This window comes from Synechococcus sp. BA-124 BA4, assembly GCF_034931165.1.
Window position 1 is genome coordinate 1 of sequence record NZ_JAYGIA010000033.1, and the last position, 18,335, is coordinate 18,335.

Here is an 18,335-nt window from a genome sequence, read left to right on the forward strand (position 1 = left end):
CGACATCGCCCGGTCACAGGGAACTTTTCAGCCATTGGCTTACCTTCTGGAAATAGCCGCCGGTTCCGGTTGCCCGACCGGCGGAATAATTGGCAGCAAACGTCTGGCTTCCCGCATGTTCGCGTGAAGCGATACGAACGCGCTGCGGGTAGATCAACAGCCCGCAGGCCGCCGCGAAGGCCGGGCCCGTGGCCGCTTCGGGCAGGCCCGAAACACCGATCGGGCGACCAAGACGCACATTGCGTGAAAGAATGCGCCGCGAAAGCTCGGCAAGGCCGCTCATCTGGCTTCCACCGCCGGTAACCACCAGCCGCTTGGCGGCAAGCCCGGCAAAACCTGAAGCGCTCAACCGGTCGCGGGTCAGTTCCAGTATCTCTTCAAGCCGCGGCCTGATGATCCGCGTCAGCGCGCCACGCGGCACCTGCTGGCCGCCCTCATGGCCCTCGTCGGAAACTGGTGGGATCGTAAGCATATCACGATCATCGGCCGGGCTTGGCAGGGACGATCCATGCAGCGTCTTCAGCCTTTCAGCCTCATCAATGCGGGTGGAAAGGCCACGTGCCAGATCCATGGTGATGTGATGGCCGCCCAGCGGCACGACATCGGCATGCACGAACTCGCCATCATAGAAGACACCAATCGAGGTAGTGCCCGCGCCGATGTCCAGGCACACCGTGCCCAGATCCATCTCGTCATCCACCAGCACGCTCAGACCACTGGCATGAGCCGCCGTGACATAGCCTTCCACTTCCAGATGGGCAGCATTGATCGCCTGTTCCAAATTGCGCAGCGGGCCGATATCGGCGGTTACAACATGCATGTCCACGCCAAGCTGCGCGCCAAACATGCCGCGCGGATCGGCGATACCGCGATCACCATCCAGCGCGAAGCCGATGGGCATCGAATGCAGGATCGAGCGGGCAGGCGCGATGGCGTGTTCGCTGCCAGCTTTCAACACACGCGCAATGTCGCGCTCGCTGACCGCGTGGCCCGCCAAAGCGACGCTTGCCGCCAGTACATCCGATCCGATGCGCCCGGCGGTCAGCGACACGATGATCGTGTCCAACGTCAGATTGGCCATGCGCTCGGCCTGGTGAACCGCATGGCGAATGCCCTGCTCGGCACGCTCCAGATCGATCACATAGCCCGATTTGATGCCATGCGAGCGATGGTGGCCAAAACCCAGCACCTCCACCCCATGGGTACGATAGCGCTGGCCATAGCTGTGATCTTCAGGCTTCAGGCGCGCAATTATACAGGTAGTTTTTGCCGTGCCCACATCCAGTATGGAAACGACCACCGACTTGCGCTGCGGCAGTGGGTTGGGTCCATAGAAGTCATGGGGGCGTTTCTGGCCGTTACGCGCCATCAGGCGCCTCCCCGGGGCTGAACTGGATTGCAAACTGTCTCCATTGATACGTTTTATGGGGAGGGCCTGTTGAGGCAGCGACGCTCCCTCTAGCAAGGAAGGAGACACAGCTGTCAGGACAAGGACGCCATGGACCTGGGCCACGCCAGCACCGAAGGCTCGACGGATCGTGGAGCCTGTACCCGCAGCGGCGGCAGGCCCAGGGCTCCGCTCCCGGCCAGTTTCGCCGAACTCAAGCAGCAGCAGCTGGTCTTCACCCTGGTCCGTCAGTTGGCCGAAGCCATGTTCGTGCGTGCCGATCGGGAGCTCAGCCGTCGGCTCTGGCAGGAAGTGGCGGTGCTGGAGATCGATCCTGACCGCATCACCGCCCTGCTCTACGGCGGTCAGTCCTGCGACGACCGCGAGGGCCTGATGGCCCTGGATGCGAGCTGGACCGAGCAGGTTCATCCTGCCGCCGAGCCACGCCGTGGCTTCCGCTGGGGCTGGGGTGGCGGTGCACCCCGCCGCGGTGTGATCAGCTCACGTCCGTCCGCGGGCGGGCGCCGTAGTGCTCCACCAGCAACGCCTCCAGCACGTCGGGGAGCTGGCTGAGGGGCACCCCCTTGTCGTGCAGCGCCGCCAGTTTCGGGTTGGCGTCCATGGCACCACCCAGGAAGATCTTGGCGGCTTCCACCATCTGTCCGTCCACCCGGGTCTTGGCGCCCATCAGGCCGATCTGGCCCATGTAGGGCTGGCCGCAGGCGTTGGGGCAGCCGGTCCAGTGGGTGCGCACGCCATGGGGCAGCTCCAGGCGCCGCTCCAGTTCATCGACCACCGCCTGCGCCGTGCTCTTGGTCGGAATGAGAGCAAAGCTGCAATAGCGGTTGCCGGTGCAGCTCACCGCTTCGGCCTGCAGGGGTCCAGGGGTCACCTGGAAGTGCTCCAGCAGCGGTTCCACCAGCAGGGCATCGAGCCTGCCCTCGGGCACATTGGCGATCAGCGCGTTCTGGCTTTCGCTCAGCCGCAGTTCGCCGCTGCCGTACTCCCTGGCCAGACGGGCGAGTTCCACCATGCTGGCCGCCTCCAGCCGGCCCATCGGCACGTGCAGGCCGACCCAGTGCAGACCCTTCTGCTTCTGAGCGTGGACGCCGCAGATGTCGCGCGGGGCCTGGGACACCAGGTGGGAGCCGTCGTGGGCGGGGGTGGCGGCGGCTTCCTCCACTCCCACGAATTCGGCGAAGGTGTCCAGCACCTGGGAGCGGTAGTCCTCGAGGCCCAGGGCGTCGATGAGATACATCAACCGGGTCTTGTTGCGGTTCTCGCGGTTGCCTTCCCGCTCGTAGTGGCGCAGCACCGCCAGGCTGAAGGCAGGCAACTGATCGCCCCGCAGCCAGAGACCCAGGGGAATGGCCAGTTCGTTGCGCTGGGCGGAGAAGAAACCGCCCACCATGACCGTGAAGCCCAGCTCACCGTTGTGATGGGCCGGCAGGAAGGCCAGATCGTTGTGCAGCAGAAAGCTGTCGGGAGCTCCACCCACGGCCACATTGAATTTGCGGGGCAGGTTGCGCGGGCCTTCGGGCCCCAGCAGCGCCTCCTGGATCGCATCCACCAGGGGCCGGGTGTCGAGGAATTCCTCGGGGTCGAGGCCGGCGAGCGGATTCCCCGTGACGTTGCGGGGGTTGTCGTGCCCCGACTGACGGCTGGTGAGCCCGACGGAGGCGAGCGCCCGCATCAGGGGGGCCATGTCTTCCAGCAGCAGGCCCCGCAACTGGATGTTCTGGCGGGTGGTGATGTCGGCACTGCCGTGTTCACCGCAGCGATCGACCACATCGGCAAGTACCTCCAGCTGCTCCGAGCTGATCACACCGTTGGGCAGCCGCAACCGCACCATGAAGCGCCCGGGGGTGACGGGCCGGAAGAAGATGCCCAGCCATTTGAGGTGGATGGTGAGGGTGGCCTCATCGAGGGAGTCCCAGCCCTGGGCACCGAGATCCTCCAGTCTGGGCTCCAGATCCAGACCGCAGGCCTCGGCTTTCGCCTTCTCCACCTTGTTGAGTTTCTGGCTGGAGCCAGCCGGGGCTGCAGGCAGATCTGAGGAGGGAGAAGACGTGGTCACGATTGCATCCAAACCATCTGAGTCTGACCCTTTAGCCTCTCAGCAAGCGCCTCCATCCCCTGTTGCAAGCATTACCAAACATGGTTCCCGGGGGGATCGCGGGGGAGGTGTCCAGGCGTCCGTTGATGGCACCGGAAGCGATCCGCTTCCGGGAGCTTCTCGCCAAGGTGGGCAGCGGAGAGTACACCAGCACCGGCCTGAACCGCGGCGAAGCCCGCGAGGCCATGGACCTGATGCTGCAGGGGCTGGTGGGTGATGCCCAGCTGGGGGCTTTCCTCATCGCCCACCGCATCCGCCGGCCCGCCGCGATCGAGCTCACCGGGATGCTCGACAGTTACCGCAGCCACGGCCCGGTCCTGCGGACCCCCGGACGACGACCCCTCTGTTTCGGTGTTCCCTACGACGGCCGCAGCCGCACGGCGCCGCTCCTGCCGTTGCTGGCGCTGGTGCTGGCCTCCGCGGACCAGCCGGTGGTGCTGCACGGTGGCGATCCGATGCCGGTCAAGTACGGCGTGACCCTGGCGGAGCTGTTCTCCGTCCTCGGGCTCAACTGGCGGGGCCTCAGCCTGGCCGAGGTGCAGCAGCGACTGGATCGCCATGGTCTGGCCCTCACCCACCAGGCCGATCACTTCCCGGAGGCCCAGAGGCTTCTTCCCGTGCGGGACGCCATCGGTAAACGGCCGCCGGTCGCGAGCCTCGAGCTGCTCTGGACGCCCCATCAGGGGGACCACCTGCTGGTGAGCGGCTTCGTGCATCCCCCCACCGAGAGCCGGGCCTGGGAGGCCCTGGGCCACGCCGGTGAGGCGGATGTCTTCACCGTCAAGGGCCTGGAGGGTTCCACTGATCTGCCCACCACCCGGGCCGGCATCACCGCCCGGCTTCGCCATGGGGGGATGACCCGGATCCTTCTCCACCCCCGCGACCACGGCATCACGGCCCAGGAAGTGGCCTGGCAGAGCCTGGACGTGTGGCGTGACCAGGCCCTGGCCGCCCTGGTGGGGGTGGGCCCCCTGGCGGACGCGCTGCTCTGGAATCTGGGCGTCTACTGGTGGCAGGCCGGCCACAGCGACAGTCTGGAAGCCGGCCTGGTGCAGGCGCGGGCGCTGCTGGCGGCCCGCAGTGGTGAGCGGCTGCGACGGGAGCTTGCCGAATGAGCCTGCACAACCGCTGCTTCGCCTTCGAGGCCGATTTCGTGGATGATCTCCGCTGCCTGCCGATGGCGGTGCGCCGCAAGCTCGATCTGGCCGGTGTGAAACTGCGGCTGAGCCACTGGCATGCCCTCACGGCGGACGAGCGGGCGGAGTTGCTGGCCTGGCCGGATCACCCTGGGGCCATCGAAGAGCTGCGGCTCTGGCTGGAGCGGCGGACCGTCGGCCTTGCCGACGGTCCCGCCCGCGCGATCGATCCCGCCGCCGGCCTCGACTGGCAGCAGCGTGAAACCGTGCCGGAGCGGCTGCGAACGGCCTGCGCGCAGCTCGGCGCCGTGGTGGAACCCCGCCAATGGCAGTCCCTCGATGAGCTGCAGCGCTTCGCGCTGGTCAAGCTCAGCCATCCCGGCCACGAACATCGCAATCTCCCCCGTGCTCTGAAGGAGTTCGGCCTTTAAGGCCCGAGAATCCTCACCACCCTGCAGTTGGTAGCAATGAACACGCTGGAGGGGTAGCCATTCGTGATCTTGTAAGTGTCGTTGGTCAGCTTGTGCGCCAACCACATCCCCGGTTCGGTGCGCTTGATTGCGGAGCCCGTCCGGATTGCGATTTTTTCGCAGCCCGACACATTCACCAACCGTTCCAGGCTCCATGTCCAATCTTTCGCGCCGCAGATTTCTGATCACCGCTGCCGGCACGGCCGCCGGCGCTGTCTGGTTGAGTGCCTGCGGTGGCAAGAAGGCCGCCACCACCACCGCCCCGGCTGGCGCCGGAGCCAGCGACACCGAAGTGAAGGGGGCCACCCTCGGCTTCATTGCCCTCACGGACGCCTCTCCGCTGATCATCGCCAAGGAAAAGGGCTTCTTCGCCAAGCACGGCATGCCCGACGTGAAGGTGGTGAAGCAGACCTCCTGGGCCGCCACCCGCGACAACCTCGAGCTGGGAGCCGACCGAGGTGGCATCGATGGAGCCCATATCCTCACGCCGATGCCCTACCTGCTCACGGCGGGGACCATCACCAAGACCAGCAAGCCGCTGCCGATGTATATCCTGGCCCGGCTCAATGTGAACGGCCAGGGTCTCTCCCTCTCCAATGAATTCCTGAAGGAAAAGGTCACCCTTCAAAGTCCCAAGATCAAGGAGATCGCCGACCGTAAGAAGGCCGAAGGCAAGCTGCTCAAGGCGGCCATGACCTTCCCCGGCGGTACCCACGACCTCTGGATGCGCTACTGGCTTTCCGCCAACGGTGTCAACCCGGTCTCGGAAGCGGATCTGGTGGTTGTGCCCCCGGCCCAGATGGTGGCCAACCTTCAGACCGGCACCATGGACACCTTCTGCGTGGGTGAACCCTGGAACCAGCGCACCGTCAACAAGAAGATCGGCTACACCGGGGCGATCACCGGTGAACTCTGGAAGGATCACCCCGAGAAGGCCTTCTCGATGCGCGCCGACTGGGTCGACAAGAACCCCAAGGCAACCAAGGCCATGCTGATGGCGGTTCAGGAAGCTCAGATGTGGTGTCAGGATCCTGCCAACCTTCAGGAACTCTGCGAGATCACGTCGAAGGACAAGTACTTCAAGTGCAATGTGGAGGACATCAAGCCGCGTCTGGCTGGCACGTTCGACTTCGGTGATGGACGCAGTGTCACTGATTCTCCGCTGAGGATGCACTTCTGGAAGGAGACCGATTCCCATTCCTTCCCCTACAAGAGCCACGATCTCTGGTTCCTCACCGAAGACATTCGCTGGGGCTACCTCCCTCAGACCACGGATACCAAGGGCCTGATCGACAAGGTCAACCGCTCCGACCTCTGGAAGGAAGCCGCCATCGCCATCGGCCAGGAGAAGGCGATCCCGGCCTCCGATTCCCGGGGCAAGGAAACGTTCTTTGACGGTGTGGTCTTCGATCCCGAAAATCCCAAGGCTTACCTCGACTCGCTCAAATTCAAGGCCCTGGCCTGACCTGATCGGGATCCGGCCCGACTCACCAACGCCGATTCATGACTCTCACTGCTCCCCTCGACCGGCGGCGCCCCCGCCCGTTCAGTTCCGCCATTCTCAAAGGAGTGGTTCCCTATGTGATCTGCATCGGGGCCTTTCTGGTCAGCTGGCAGTTGCTCTCAGGGATTCTTGGAGCGGCCCGGCTGCCAGGACCCATTCAGGTGGTGGTGGACACCTGGGATCCCTACATCAGCGATCCCTTCTTTGACAACGGGGGGACCAGCAAGGGCCTGGGTTGGCAGATTCTGATTTCGCTGCAGCGGGTGGCGATCGGCTACGGGCTCTCGGGCATCGTCGGCATCGCCATCGGGGGCCTTCTTGGCCTCAACCGCTTCATCGGCAAAGGATTTGACCCGGTGATTCAGGTGCTGCGCACGGTGCCACCTCTGGCCTGGTTCCCGATTGCCCTGATGGTGTTCCAGGACGCCAACACATCGGCTGTCTTCGTGATCTTTATCACTTCAATCTGGCCTGTGATCATCAACACGGCCGTGGGCATCCGCCAGATCCCCCAGGATTACACCAATGTGGCCAGGGTGTTGCGCCTGCGCAAGCGCTCCTACATCCGGGAGATCGTGATCCCAGCCACAGTTCCCTATGTGTTCACCGGCCTGCGCATTGCCGTGGGTCTGGCCTGGCTGGCAATCGTGGCGGCGGAAATGCTCAAAGCCGATGGTGGAATAGGCTATTTCATCTGGGATGCCTACAACGCTGGCGGAGACACCAGTGCCAGTCAGATTATTCTCGCGATTGTCTATGTCGGAATTGTGGGGCTGGCACTTGACCGCCTTGTGGCCTTCGCGGGCTCGAAGGTGAGTGGAGGACACTGACCATGCCTGCTCTGTTCACCGTTGACAACGTCACCCACACCTTCCCCCTCAAGGATGGTGGCACCTACGTCGCTCTGAAGGATATTTTTCTGAACGTGGCGGAAGGGGAATTCCTCTCCCTGGTGGGTCACTCCGGTTGCGGCAAATCAACTCTGCTCAATCTGCTGGCCGGCCTCACGCAAGCCAGTGAGGGCGGAATCCTCATGAACGGTCGGGAAGTCACTGAGCCAGGGCCAGACCGGATGGTGGTGTTTCAGAACTACTCACTTCTCCCCTGGAAGTCTGTCCGCCAGAACATTGCGCTCGCTGTCGACAATGTGATGCGTGGTTCATCCAGGGAGGAGCGCGAAGCCATCATTGATTACAACATCAAGCTGGTGGGGCTGACGGCTGCTGCCGATAAATTTCCCCATGAAATCTCGGGAGGAATGAAGCAGCGGGTGGCGATCGCCCGGGCTCTGGCTCTGCGCCCCAAGCTGTTGCTGCTGGATGAACCCTTCGGTGCGCTTGATGCCCTCACCCGCGGCAATCTCCAGGAGCAGTTGATGCGCATCTGCGAGGAGGCCCAGGTCACCACCGTGATGGTCACCCACGATGTGGATGAAGCCCTGCTGCTCTCCGATCGGGTGGTGCTGATGACCAATGGGCCGGAGGCCTACATCGGTCAGATTCTTGAAGTTCCCCTGGCCCGTCCCCGCACCCATCTTTCGGTCGTGAAGGACCCTGGCTACTACAGCCTGCGCGGCGAGGTGGTCCAGTTTCTCACCCAGCAGAAAGAGGCCCGTAAGCAGCGGCTGAATCCTTCAAGCGCCATTGCGGCCAACGGCCTCGAGAAGGTGAACCTCAGCCTCGGGTTCATCCCTCTCACCGACTGCGCGCCTCTGGTGGTGGCCAGTGAGAAGGGATTCTTCGCCAGGTACGGCCTGGAGCAGGTCAGCCTCAGACGTGAGACCAACTGGAAAACCCTGGAAGCCGACCTCCGCCAGGGGGTGATCGATGGTGCTCAGGTTGTGGCCGGGATGCCCCTGGCCATCACCCTGGGCGCCCAGGGCAAGCCGCCCCTGGCCATGGTCACGGCGCTCACCCTCACCCGCAACGGCAACGCCGTCACCCTGCACCGACGGTTCCACGACGCCGGCGTGCGCACCCTCGCCGATTTCAAGGCCTGGATCAGCGCTCATCCCGAGCGCAAGCCGGTGCTGGCGATGGTGCACCCAGCTTCGATGCACAACCTGATCCTGCGGGCCTGGCTGGCGTCGGCCGGCATCGATCCCGACCGTGACGTCAGTCTGATCGTGATCCCGCCGCCTCAGATGGTGGCCACCCTCAAGGCGGGCACCATCGATGGGTTCTGTGTCGGGGAGCCCTGGAACACCCGGGCTGTCCAGCAGCAGCTGGGAACGGTGATCGCCACCGACAACGACCTCTGGCCCGGACACTGCGAAAAGGTGCTTGGGGTTCGCGAGGACTGGGCCGCCGCCCATCCCCGCACCCACCTGGCCCTGATCAAGGCGCTGCTGGAGGCCTGCCGCTACTGCCAGGACCCCGCCAATCGCTCCGAAGTGGCCGAACTGCTCGCCCGCCGGGACTACGTGGGCACCGAGCTGGAGACGATCCGCCCCGGGTTGGTGGACCCCTATGACCGCGGTACCGGGGCTCCGGAGCTGATCCAGGACTTCAACCAGTTCCACGGTGCCCAGGTCAATGCCCCCCAGACCCGCGATGGGCTCTGGATCCTCACCCAGCTGGCCCGCTGGGGGATCACCGCCTTCCCCGAGAACTGGAGCGAGGTGCTCGATCGCGTGCAGCGCCCCGATCTCTTCGCCCAGGCCAGCGCCGATCTGGCCCCTGAGCCGAGCGCCAACGGCCACCGGCTGCTGCCCGTGCCGCTGTTCGAGAACCAACCTCTGGATCCCGGGGATCCGATGGCTTATCTCAAGCGACTGGAGACTTCGAGGGCCATCCGCTACGAGACGATTTCGCTGCCCGAGCGACCCTCCACCCTCGAGCCGGCTGCGCCGCTTCGCTGAGACACCCCTCCTTCCTACCGATGCAGACCCTACCGACCACGACCACCGCAGCCACCACCCAGGGATCGGAGCCGTTTCTGGTGATCGATGGGGTCTCGAAGGTGTACCCCACCCCCAATGGCCCCTACACCGTTCTCGATGATGTTCACCTCGAAGTTCGCGAAGGTGAGTTCATCTGTGTGATCGGTCACTCCGGTTGCGGTAAGTCCACTCTTCTCGACATGGTCTCCGGCTTCCGCAAGCCCACCACCGGCCAGGTGCGGCTGGAATCCAAGCCGATCGAGGAGCCCGGCCCTGATCGCATGGTGGTGTTCCAGAACTACTGCCTGCTGCCCTGGCTGTCGGCCTACGACAACATCGCCCTGGCGGTCAACAACGTGTTCCCCGAGCTCAGGCGCAACGGCGAGTCCCGGGCCCTGGTGGACAAACACCTGGCCATGGTGGGCCTCACCGAGGCTGCTGCCAAGAAACCCGGCAGCCTCTCCGGCGGCATGAAGCAGCGGGTGTCGATCGCCAGGGCTCTGGCCCTGCAACCCAAGGTGCTGGTGCTCGATGAACCTTTCGGGGCTCTCGATCCGATCACCCGGGAGGAGCTCCAGGAGGAGCTGCTCAAGATCTGGTCGGAGCACAGGATCACGGTATTGATGATCACCCACGACATCGATGAGGCCCTGTTTCTGGCCGACCGGGTGGTGATGATGACCAACGGACCGGCAGCGAAGATCGGCGAAATCCTTGACCTCCCCTTCCCGCAGCCCCGCGATCGTGCCCGGCTGATGGAACTTCCGGAATATTTCGACTACCGCAACAGAGCCCTCGATTTTCTCTACCGCCGTTTCGCCCACGACGACACGTGAGGACCGCACTTCCCGTCCAGCCGTCCTTCTGTCAGCTGTCGATGGCAGTTGGCCAGACCCTCCTGCTGGATGGCGGTCATGCTGCCGCCACCTCCCCGATGCGCATCCTCTCCGGCATCCTGAGGGTGTTTCTGCTGGCCTCCGCGGGCCAGGAGATCACGATCGGTTTCCTGCAGCCGGGTGATGTCTGTGATGCCCTGGCCCTTCGCCGTGACTGGGTGGGCCTCGAAGCCCTCTCCCAGGTGCAGGTCGAGCGGGTGGAGCGCACGGAAGCCGTGGGCGATCTCACCGATCTCAGCACCTGGACCCTGGAGCTGCTGATGATCCGTCACCACCCGGACACCGAAAGGCGACTGAGGGCGCTGCTGGCCCTGCTGGTGGAGCGGCTGGGACGGCGCAATGGCCTCTGGTACGAGCTGCCGATCCGAATCACCCATGAGCGGCTGGCCGAGTTGATCGGCAACACGCGCGTCACAGTCACCAAGATGTTCTCGCGCCTGCGCCAGTCGGGCTTGGTCGAAGACCCTCCCGGCGGCAGTGGCCCCCTGGTGCTGCGGCTCTCCCCCGAACTGGTGGAGGCGATGCTGCCGATCGGCTGAGTGCTGGGGGGCCTAGGCCCGCTCCAGGCGCACGGCGGCTGCCTTGAGTTCCGGTTGCTTCGAGACCGGGCAGCCCAGGGCATGCATCAGCCGGTTGGCTTCACAGGCCTGCTCCTGGGCGGCCCCCCAGTGCATCGGCAGAAACACCGTGCCCGGACGGATCCGATCGGTGATCTGCACCTTCACACTGACGGCGCCCCGGCGGGAGCTCACCCGGGCCAGAGCACCCTCATCGAGGTTGCAGCGTTCGGCGTCCTCTGGGTGGATCTCCAGCAGGGGCTCCGGGTGGCTGCGGCGCACCCGCTCCACATGGATGGTGCGGGTCATGGTGTGCCAGTGGCCGAGGTACCGCCCCACCGTCAGCACCAGGGGGAAGTTGGCATCCGGTGGCTCCCCCAGCCCCAGGGGTTGCTGGGCCACCAGGCGGGCCTTGCCGTTGGCGGTGGGGTAGATGGCCTGAGTGTGGAGCCGTGGCTGGCCGTGCCCCGCAGCCGTGCCGGAGGGGAAGGGCCATTGCTGGGGTCCGTGCTCGGCCAGCAGGCCGTGGCTGAGCCCGCTGTGGTCGCAGATCCGCCCGGAGGTGATCGCCGCGAACTCGGCGTAGACCTCAGCTGGGGAGCCGTAGCTGAACTGCTCGACAAAGCCCAGCCGCCGGCCCACCTCCGCGAAGATGGACCAGTCGGGGCGGGCCTCACCGGGGGGCTGGCGGAAGGCCTGTGACAAGGTGACCCGGCGCTCCGAGTTGGTCATCACCCCCTCCTTTTCACTCCATTGGGCGGCCGGCAGCACCAGGTGGGCCACCGCTTCGGTTTCAGTGCCCGCGTACGCCTCGTTCAGCACCACCAGGGGGCAGCGGGCCACGGCCTGGCGCACCCGATCCAGCCAGGGCAGGCTCACCAGCGGGTTGGTGGCCGCCACCCACCACAGACCCAGCTCGCCGCGTTCCATCGCCTCGATCTGCTCCCACACCGAAAGGCCATCGCGCTCGGAGATCGAGCCTGCAGGGAAGCCCCAGTGCCGCTCGATGGCGGCGCGGTGGCTGGCCTCGTGGATCGAGCGGTATCCGGGCAGCAGCGCGGCCAGGCCTCCGGCTTCCCGTCCGCCCATGGCATTGGGCTGGCCGGTGAGGGAGAAGGGGCCGGCGCCAGGTTTGCCGATCTGGCCGCTGACCAGATGGAGGTTGATGATCCCAGCCACGGTGGCCGTGCCCTCCACGCTCTGGTTCACCCCCATCGACCAGAGGCTGAGCACCCCGGAGCTGGCGGCCCACACCTCGGCCAGACGGCGCAGCGCCTCCTCCTCGATCCCGCAGAGGGCGCAGACCCGCTCGGGAGTCCAGCCTTGCCAGAGGGCCGCCAGCTCGGGGAAGCCGTCGGCGGTGGCCGCCACCCGCCCTGGATCCACTGCCCCCAGTTCCAGCAGCAGATGGCCCACGCCATGGAGCAGCACCAGATCCGTGCCCGGGCGGATGGCCAGGTGCAGGTCAGCCGCATCACTGGTGGCGGTGGCGCGGGGGTCGACAACGATCAGCTGCAGCGCCTCCTTCTGACGGCGTTTGCGCTTGAGCAGCCGCTGAAAGAGCACGGGGTGACAGTCGGCGGTGTTGGTGCCGATCAGCACCACCGTGTCGGCCAGATCGAGGTCGTCGTAGCAGCAGGGGGGGCCGTCGGAGCCCAGGCTGAGCTTGTAGCCAGACACCGCTGAGCTCATGCACAGCCGTGAATTGGCATCGAAATTGTTGGTCCCCAGGGCCCCTTTGATCAGTTTGTTGGCGACGTAATAATCCTCGGTGAGGAACTGGCCGGAGCCGTACATCGCGATGGCGCCTGCTCCACGCTCCGCCTGAATGGCCCGGATCCGTTCCACCAGGATCGTGAGGGCCCGCTCCCAGCTGATCGCCTCAAAGGGCTGGTCGCGCTGCTCGCGCCACAGGGGTGTGCTCAGACGGTTGCAGTCGAGGGTCTCGGCCACCGTGGCTCCCTTCACGCACACCTGGCCGAGGGAGGAGGGATGCTGCCGGTCACCCCGGACAGACCAGAAGCCATGGACGCCGCCCGCCGCCGGGGGTTTGAGCTCCAGGCCACAGCCAACCCCGCAGTAGGGGCATTGAGCCTTGGCTTGAGCGGGCACTGGGCAGGTGGTGCAAGGGGAGTCGCGCTCCATGCTCGCCCATGGGCTGCGACGGCGACGGGCCGTGGCGGAGTGAGCACCGGGGCCTATGGCGCCAATCAACAAACCTCATCGAACAGCGGTTGACCCATAAGAAAAGTGCCGCCTAAGGTTCGCGCACCGACCCCCAGCCGAGGAGCCTGATACGCCGTGAGTCCAGCCATCCCCGCCACCATCGAGCCGATCAGCGCCGATCGGCCGCCGTCACAGGCCGCGCCGTTGCCGGTCCCCTCAGGGTCGAGTGCCCCTCCCCCCGGGGATGTGCGCTGGTATCAGCAGTTCCGCCGCGTGCAGATCGTTCAGTCGCTCGAGGCGATTCAGGATCTGATCGCGGTGTCGCTCTGCGTGGGTCTGTTCTGCGTGATGGTGCTGCAGATGCGCATCCTTTTCTCCACGCTGCTCTCGGCACCGCAGTTCCACGCGATCACCGCCGATATCCTCTTCATCCTGATCCTGGTGGAACTGTTCCGCCTCCTGATCATTTATCTGCAGGAGCAGCGGGTGTCGATCGGTGTGTCCGTGGAGATCGCGATCGTTTCGGTCCTGAGGGAGGTGATCGTGAACGGCGTCCTTGAGACCGACTGGCACCAGATCCTGGCGGTCTGCATGTTCCTGATCACCATGGCCGTGTTGATGGTGGTGAGGGTCTGGCTGCCGCCCACCTTCGCCGGGGTGGATCCGGAGGCCAAGGTCTCGGCACGCATGAAATCCGGGCCCTTCACGCAGCAGTGAGTTCCGACTCCCATCTGGCCCCTGTGGGGCTGCTGCTGCTGCACGGCTTCAGTGGCAGCACGGCCACCTTCGCTGTCCTGGAGCCCGCTCTGGTTCAGGCCGGTTTCGTGGTGCAGGTGCCCCTGCTGCGCGGCCATGGGCGCGACTCCCCCCAGGCCCTGGCCGGGGTCACCTGGTCGGACTGGCTGGACGATGCCAGCACCGCCCTGGCCGAGCTCCGGGCTCGTGCCGGCGGGTCGGTGATTGTGCTGGGCCACAGCATGGGCGCCCTGCTGGCGGCACTTCTGGCCGTCGAGCAGCCAGAGGCGATCGACAGCCTCGTTCTGGCGGCGGCCCCGCTCCGGCTGGCCTCCCCCCTGGCGCCTGGACGCCCTCTCGAGGTCCTGACGCCACTGCTGGGGCGACTGCTGCGCAGCTGGCCCCTGCCAGGGGATTACGCCGACCCGGCCCTGGCCGCCAGCGACACCAGCTATCCCTGGGTGCCGATGGACGCCCTGCTCTCCTTCCTGCAGCTGAGCGTGGTGGTCCGCCGCCGCCTGGCTGAAGTGCATCAGCCGGTCCTGATTCTCCACAGCCGCGCCGACCGCGTTGTGGCCCCCGCCTCCGCGGATCTGCTCGCCTCCGGGCTGGGAACGCCCTTGGAGCAGCTGCGTGTGGTCTGGTTCGAGCGCAGCGGTCATGAGCTCTTCCGGGATTGCGAGGCAGGAGCCGTGATTACCAGCGTGCTTCAGTTCGTGGATGAGCGGATCAACCGGCGGCCCGTCGCTCCTTGACCCCAGACCGAAGCCGGCCTCCCTCAGGGCCTGCCTGCTCAGCGGTGGTGACAGCCGGCGCATGGGCACCGACAAGGCCATGCTGCCCCACCCCAGCGGCGGCACCTGGCTGGAGCAGGCCCTGCAGCTGCTGGCCGGTCTCGGGGTGCCGCTCACCCTGGTGAGTCGCCATCGCGCCCATGCCCGTCTGGCCCGCCAGTTGAACGAGCGGCTCGGGCTGGAGATCGAGGTGCTGCTCGAGCCCCCCCCCCGGGAGGGACCTCTGCTGGCGCTCACCCGCCTGATGGCGCTCTACCCCGGCCAGCGGCTGCTGCTCGCCCCTGTCGACATGCCCCGGTTGGGGCTGGAGAGCCTGCGGGCCCTGCTCAATGCCGCCGAGGCCGGCTTCGATCCCGACACCATTCATCTGGCCCATGACGGCCGCCGGCTGCAGCCTCTGCTGGGCCTCTATCCGGCCACGCCCTCCAACCGGGCGGCGGCGGAGACCTTCACCGGCCGGGGGGGGCGCAGCCTGCTGCGCTGGCTCGAGCAGACCCGCTGCGTCAGTGCCGTGGAGCTCGATCCCACCCAGCTGCTCAATGCCAACACCCCGGGCGATTGCGGTCCTGGGCCGGGCAACGGTTTCAGCGGGTCTGCGCCAGGCTGAGCTTCCGGCAGCCGGCCGCCCAGGCCGGGCAGATGTGGCAGCTCAGTCCCCTCTCCTCGATCAACTGGGCCGCCCGGGGGGAGTGCTGCGTCTCTCCCTCACCGCCCGCTGCAACCTCGCCTGCCCGTACTGCTGCCCTGACAGCCATGACCCTCCGGGGCTGCTCACCCTGGCGGAGCGGGTCCGGCTGGTGAGCACGGCGGCGGAGCTGGGATTCCGCCGGTTGCGGCTCACCGGTGGGGAGCCCCTGCTGCACCGGGGCCTGGAGGAGCTGGTGGCCGCCCTGCAGCCCCTGCGTGCCCCGCACCCGCAGGGCGGCGGCCCAGGGTCGCGGGGGCTGAGCGAGATCGCTCTCACCACCAATGGGGTGCTGCTCAGCGCCCAGCGGGCCCAGGATCTGCGGGCGGCCGGCCTGGATCGGATCACGGTGAGCCTCGACGGCACCGACGGCGAGAGCGTGGCGCGCATGGCGGGACTGGCCGGTGGTGCGGCGGCCGGAGAGGCCGTGCTCGAGAAGGTGCTCGCTGCCCTTGACCATGCATGCGCCGCCGGTTTCGATCCCGCCAACGGGGGCCTCAAGCTCAATGCCGTGATCGCCAGGGGCCGCAACGAACATCAGCTGCTGCCCCTGGCGCAGCTGGCCCGGCAACGGGGGATCGAGCTGCGGTTGATCGAGTTCATGGATGTGGGCAACCGCAATGGCTGGCAGCCGGATCTGGTGCTGCCTGCGGCCGAGATGGTGCGCCGGATCGGTGCCCACTGGCCCCTGGTGCCCCTGGGGCGCGAGGTCCATGGCACCGCCAGCCGCTGGCGCTACGGCGATGGGGCCGGCCATCTGGCTGTGGTGGCCTCGATTTCCGCCCCGTTCTGCGGCGACTGCGACCGGCTGCGCGTCACCGCCGATGGGGTGGCCTACACGTGTCTGTTCGCCTCCAGCGGGCTTGACCTCAGGCCCTGGCTGCGCGCGCCCTCAACCGTCGGGGAGACCCTGAGCGGGGCCATGCGCAGCCTCTGGATCCAACGCCACGACCGGTACAGCGAGGAGCGCACTGAAGAGCAATCTTCAGGGACTGTCACAACTCAGCGCTCCCATGCCGAGATGGCATATCTGGGGGGGTGATGATTGAGCTGACGCCCAGGTGCTCAGCCTTCACTCGCATCCCTGTCCATGCGCCACACGTTTCAGGTCGCGCTCGCCATCACGGTGATCAGTGCGCCTCTGGCCGCGATGGCCCTTCCCTTCAAGCCAGATCCCACCTCCTTTGCCATCTATCTCGGCAGGAAATCGATCGAGGATGGATCGCGTGTGACGTTCTCCGAGCTGGTGGGGTGTGCCGCCAGCGGGAAGGGAATGACGGAGAGCTACAGCTGCCAGACCGGCGATGCCCTGCTGATCACCCCGACCGGCGTTCAGCGGTCGTGTCGGGCGATGGTGCGTGACGGCCGCCCTGGAGTCATCTGGACGGCCCAGGCGAATGGAGTGGGTTCATGGCGGGCCAATCTCGTCTGCCCCGCCCTTCCCGAGACGACCTCGCCAGCTGGGGAAGGTGAGGCGCTCACCCCCCGCTGATGGACGGTTGGGCTGCGGCGAGCGAGGCGGTGAACGCGGCCACGCTCATTTGCCGGCAGTAGCCCCGGAAGCAGCGCAGGGCCGCCCGGTGGCGCTCGGCTGATTCAGCCATGCAGGCATCGCTCAGGCAGGTCACGAGGTAGCCGCGGTCGGCGGCGTCCTTGACGGTGTGATCGATGCACTGATCGGTCAGCAGGCCTGCCACCACCAGCTCGGTGATGCCGATGTTGCGCAGCAGGTAATCGAGGCTGGTGGAGTTGAAGGGGGAGGAGGAACTCTTCGGCAGCACCAGTTCATCGGGCCAGGGAGTGAGGGGCTCGATCACCCGGGCTTCCCAGCTGCCTGGTGCAAAGCCCAGGCCGGAGCGTTTGTAGTCGAGGCTGCGGTCGCGGCCATCGGCGGTGAGGTTGGCGATCACTGTGTGGATCACCTCCAGCCGGGCCTGGCGGGCGTGCTCCAGCGCCCGTTGCAGCCGGGGCAGGACGGCCGCCTGAAAGTGCTGATCGAAGCCGGGCGGGCGTGTTGAAAGCGTGGCCGCGGCGTGGCCTGGGGGGGCGGCGGGGCCGCAGGTGCCGTTCTGGACATCGATCAGGAGCAGGGCCGCGTGAGCCAAGGAGAGAGGTGGCGGCGGCCACCACGATGGCCGGCGGCCGAGGAACGGGCAATGATTTCGGAGTGAGTGCCTGCTTCCCCGTGCCGGACCTGACCACCGCCACCGCCCTGACGGCCGACTTCCTGGACCGCGGCCTGCGCCGGGTGGCGGTCACGTTCGTGAACCACGCCGGGGCGGTGCTGGTGAAGGGGGTGCCGCTGGCGCGCCTGCCGCTGGTGGCGCGCCACGGGGTGGGGTATTCACCGGTGGCCGATGCGTTCGGGGCCACGGGCCTGATCGATCCGCAGCAGTCGCTGGCGCGGCCCGATGGAGACCTGCGCCTGAAGCCCGATCTCCGGGCCCTGCGCCCCCTTGACCCCGGCACCGGCTGGGCCTGGGCTCCCGGCCTGCGCTTCGAGCGCGACGGTGAGGGCTATGCCCTCGATCAACGGGGCTTCTGCGCCCGGCAGCAGGCGGCCCTGGCGGCAGCCGGTCTGAGCGCTCAGTTGGGCTTCGAGATCGAGTGGATGCTGGGCCTGCCGGAACCGGCTGGGGGATGGATCCCGGCCGTGGCGGGTGGCCCCTACGGCGCCGATCGCCTGGTGGAGGGGCTCGATTACCTCACGGCCGTGGCCGAGGCCCTCGATGCCGCCGAACTGCCCTGGCTGCAGCTGCATCCTGAATATGGCGCCGGTCAGTTCGAGCTGTCGCTGGCCGCCGCCGAGCCCCTCGAAGCCGCCGATCGCCTGGTGGCGGCACGCCTGGTGATCCAGCGGGTGAGCCGCCGCTTCGGCTGGACCTGCAGTTTCGCTCCGGTGGTGACGGCCGAGCTGGTGGGCAACGGCGGCCACCTTCATCTCAGCGTGGCGGAGCATGGGGTGCCGCTGCTGGGCGGCGGCCCGGGCCCGGCCGGACACCGACACC

General features: G+C 66.6%; 17 protein-coding genes and 1 pseudogene. 14 read left to right on the plus strand and 4 right to left on the minus strand.

Translation table 11 applies throughout. The features are described 5' to 3' along the window. Positions 1 to 13: 13 nt before the first annotated feature. Positions 14 to 1,369 carry a cell division protein FtsA gene (gene ftsA, locus VB734_RS04665; protein ID WP_323242980.1) on the minus strand — a complete coding sequence of 452 codons (1,356 nt, stop codon included), beginning with the start codon at positions 1,367 to 1,369 and terminating at the stop codon, positions 14 to 16. Between the two features lie 129 nt (positions 1,370 to 1,498). Between ftsA and VB734_RS04670 the strand changes: the two genes are divergently transcribed. Then, positions 1,499 to 1,960, plus strand: a complete 462-nt coding sequence (locus VB734_RS04670) for a hypothetical protein (protein ID WP_322782244.1) — start codon at positions 1,499 to 1,501, stop codon at positions 1,958 to 1,960. On the opposite strand, the gene VB734_RS04675 is transcribed toward VB734_RS04670, so the two are convergent. Next, the gene (locus VB734_RS04675; RefSeq protein WP_231594539.1) at positions 1,884 to 3,464 is read right to left on the minus strand and encodes a ferredoxin--nitrite reductase; all 1,581 of its coding nucleotides are present in this window, start codon (positions 3,462 to 3,464) and stop codon (positions 1,884 to 1,886) included. The genes VB734_RS04670 and VB734_RS04675 overlap by 77 nt on opposite strands. 125 nt (positions 3,465 to 3,589) lie before the next feature. On the opposite strand from VB734_RS04675, the gene VB734_RS04680 reads away from it, so the two are divergent. From VB734_RS04680 to VB734_RS04710, 7 genes are all read left to right on the plus strand, one after another. Continuing rightward, positions 3,590 to 4,618, plus strand: a complete 1,029-nt coding sequence (locus VB734_RS04680) for an anthranilate phosphoribosyltransferase (RefSeq protein WP_322782630.1) — start codon at positions 3,590 to 3,592, stop codon at positions 4,616 to 4,618. Next, positions 4,615 to 5,070 carry a nitrate reductase associated protein gene (locus VB734_RS04685; protein WP_322782245.1) on the plus strand — a complete coding sequence of 152 codons (456 nt, stop codon included), beginning with the start codon at positions 4,615 to 4,617 and terminating at the stop codon, positions 5,068 to 5,070. Before VB734_RS04680 ends, VB734_RS04685 begins: the two co-directional genes overlap by 4 nt. 193 nt (positions 5,071 to 5,263) lie before the next feature. Then, positions 5,264 to 6,574, plus strand: a complete 1,311-nt coding sequence (locus tag VB734_RS04690) for a CmpA/NrtA family ABC transporter substrate-binding protein (RefSeq protein ID WP_322782246.1) — start codon at positions 5,264 to 5,266, stop codon at positions 6,572 to 6,574. A gap of 38 nt (positions 6,575 to 6,612) precedes the next feature. Continuing rightward, on the plus strand, positions 6,613 to 7,443 hold the full coding sequence (gene ntrB, locus VB734_RS04695; RefSeq protein ID WP_322782247.1) for a nitrate ABC transporter permease: 831 nt from the start codon (positions 6,613 to 6,615) through the stop codon (positions 7,441 to 7,443). 2 nt (positions 7,444 to 7,445) lie between these two features. Then, positions 7,446 to 9,473 (plus strand): nitrate ABC transporter ATP-binding protein, encoded by a 2,028-nt coding sequence (locus tag VB734_RS04700; RefSeq protein WP_322782248.1) that lies wholly within the window; start codon positions 7,446 to 7,448, stop codon positions 9,471 to 9,473. Positions 9,474 to 9,493: 20 nt separating this feature from the next. Beyond that, entirely contained in the window at positions 9,494 to 10,330 is an 837-nt protein-coding gene (locus VB734_RS04705; protein WP_322782249.1) for a nitrate ABC transporter ATP-binding protein, read from the plus strand. A gap of 41 nt (positions 10,331 to 10,371) precedes the next feature. Beyond that, positions 10,372 to 10,929, plus strand: coding sequence for a Crp/Fnr family transcriptional regulator (locus VB734_RS04710; RefSeq protein ID WP_322782250.1), 558 nt, complete (start codon positions 10,372 to 10,374; stop codon positions 10,927 to 10,929). Positions 10,930 to 10,941: 12 nt separating this feature from the next. Here VB734_RS04710 and VB734_RS04715 read toward each other — a convergent pair whose 3' ends face one another. Then, positions 10,942 to 13,092 carry a nitrate reductase gene (locus tag VB734_RS04715; protein WP_322782251.1) on the minus strand — a complete coding sequence of 717 codons (2,151 nt, stop codon included), beginning with the start codon at positions 13,090 to 13,092 and terminating at the stop codon, positions 10,942 to 10,944. A gap of 225 nt (positions 13,093 to 13,317) precedes the next feature. Here VB734_RS04715 and VB734_RS04720 point away from each other — a divergent pair, with 225 nt between their 5' ends. The 5 genes from VB734_RS04720 to VB734_RS04740 are packed head-to-tail and all read left to right on the plus strand — an operon-like array spanning position 13,318 to position 16,819. Further along, positions 13,318 to 13,830 (plus strand): phosphate-starvation-inducible PsiE family protein, encoded by a 513-nt coding sequence (locus VB734_RS04720; RefSeq protein ID WP_416223698.1) that lies wholly within the window; start codon positions 13,318 to 13,320, stop codon positions 13,828 to 13,830. Continuing rightward, the gene (locus tag VB734_RS04725) at positions 13,827 to 14,603 is read left to right on the plus strand and encodes an alpha/beta hydrolase (RefSeq protein WP_322782252.1); all 777 of its coding nucleotides are present in this window, start codon (positions 13,827 to 13,829) and stop codon (positions 14,601 to 14,603) included. The genes VB734_RS04720 and VB734_RS04725 overlap by 4 nt, the downstream gene beginning before the upstream one ends. Next, positions 14,569 to 15,249, plus strand: coding sequence for a molybdenum cofactor guanylyltransferase (locus VB734_RS04730; protein WP_322782253.1), 681 nt, complete (start codon positions 14,569 to 14,571; stop codon positions 15,247 to 15,249). Before VB734_RS04725 ends, VB734_RS04730 begins: the two co-directional genes overlap by 35 nt. Positions 15,250 to 15,283: 34 nt before the next feature. Next, on the plus strand, positions 15,284 to 16,369 hold the full coding sequence (locus VB734_RS04735) for a GTP 3',8-cyclase MoaA (RefSeq protein ID WP_322782254.1): 1,086 nt from the start codon (positions 15,284 to 15,286) through the stop codon (positions 16,367 to 16,369). A gap of 48 nt (positions 16,370 to 16,417) precedes the next feature. Then, positions 16,418 to 16,819, plus strand: a complete 402-nt coding sequence (locus VB734_RS04740) for a hypothetical protein (RefSeq protein WP_197161784.1) — start codon at positions 16,418 to 16,420, stop codon at positions 16,817 to 16,819. On the opposite strand, the gene VB734_RS04745 is transcribed toward VB734_RS04740, so the two are convergent. Continuing rightward, entirely contained in the window at positions 16,806 to 17,432 is a 627-nt protein-coding gene (locus tag VB734_RS04745) for a cysteine hydrolase family protein (RefSeq protein ID WP_197161786.1), read from the minus strand. The two genes, VB734_RS04740 and VB734_RS04745, sit on opposite strands and share 14 nt — an antisense overlap. 8 nt (positions 17,433 to 17,440) lie before the next feature. Here VB734_RS04745 and VB734_RS04750 point away from each other — a divergent pair. Further along, positions 17,441 to 18,335: pseudogene (locus tag VB734_RS04750) on the plus strand (hypothetical protein); the annotation flags it as partial.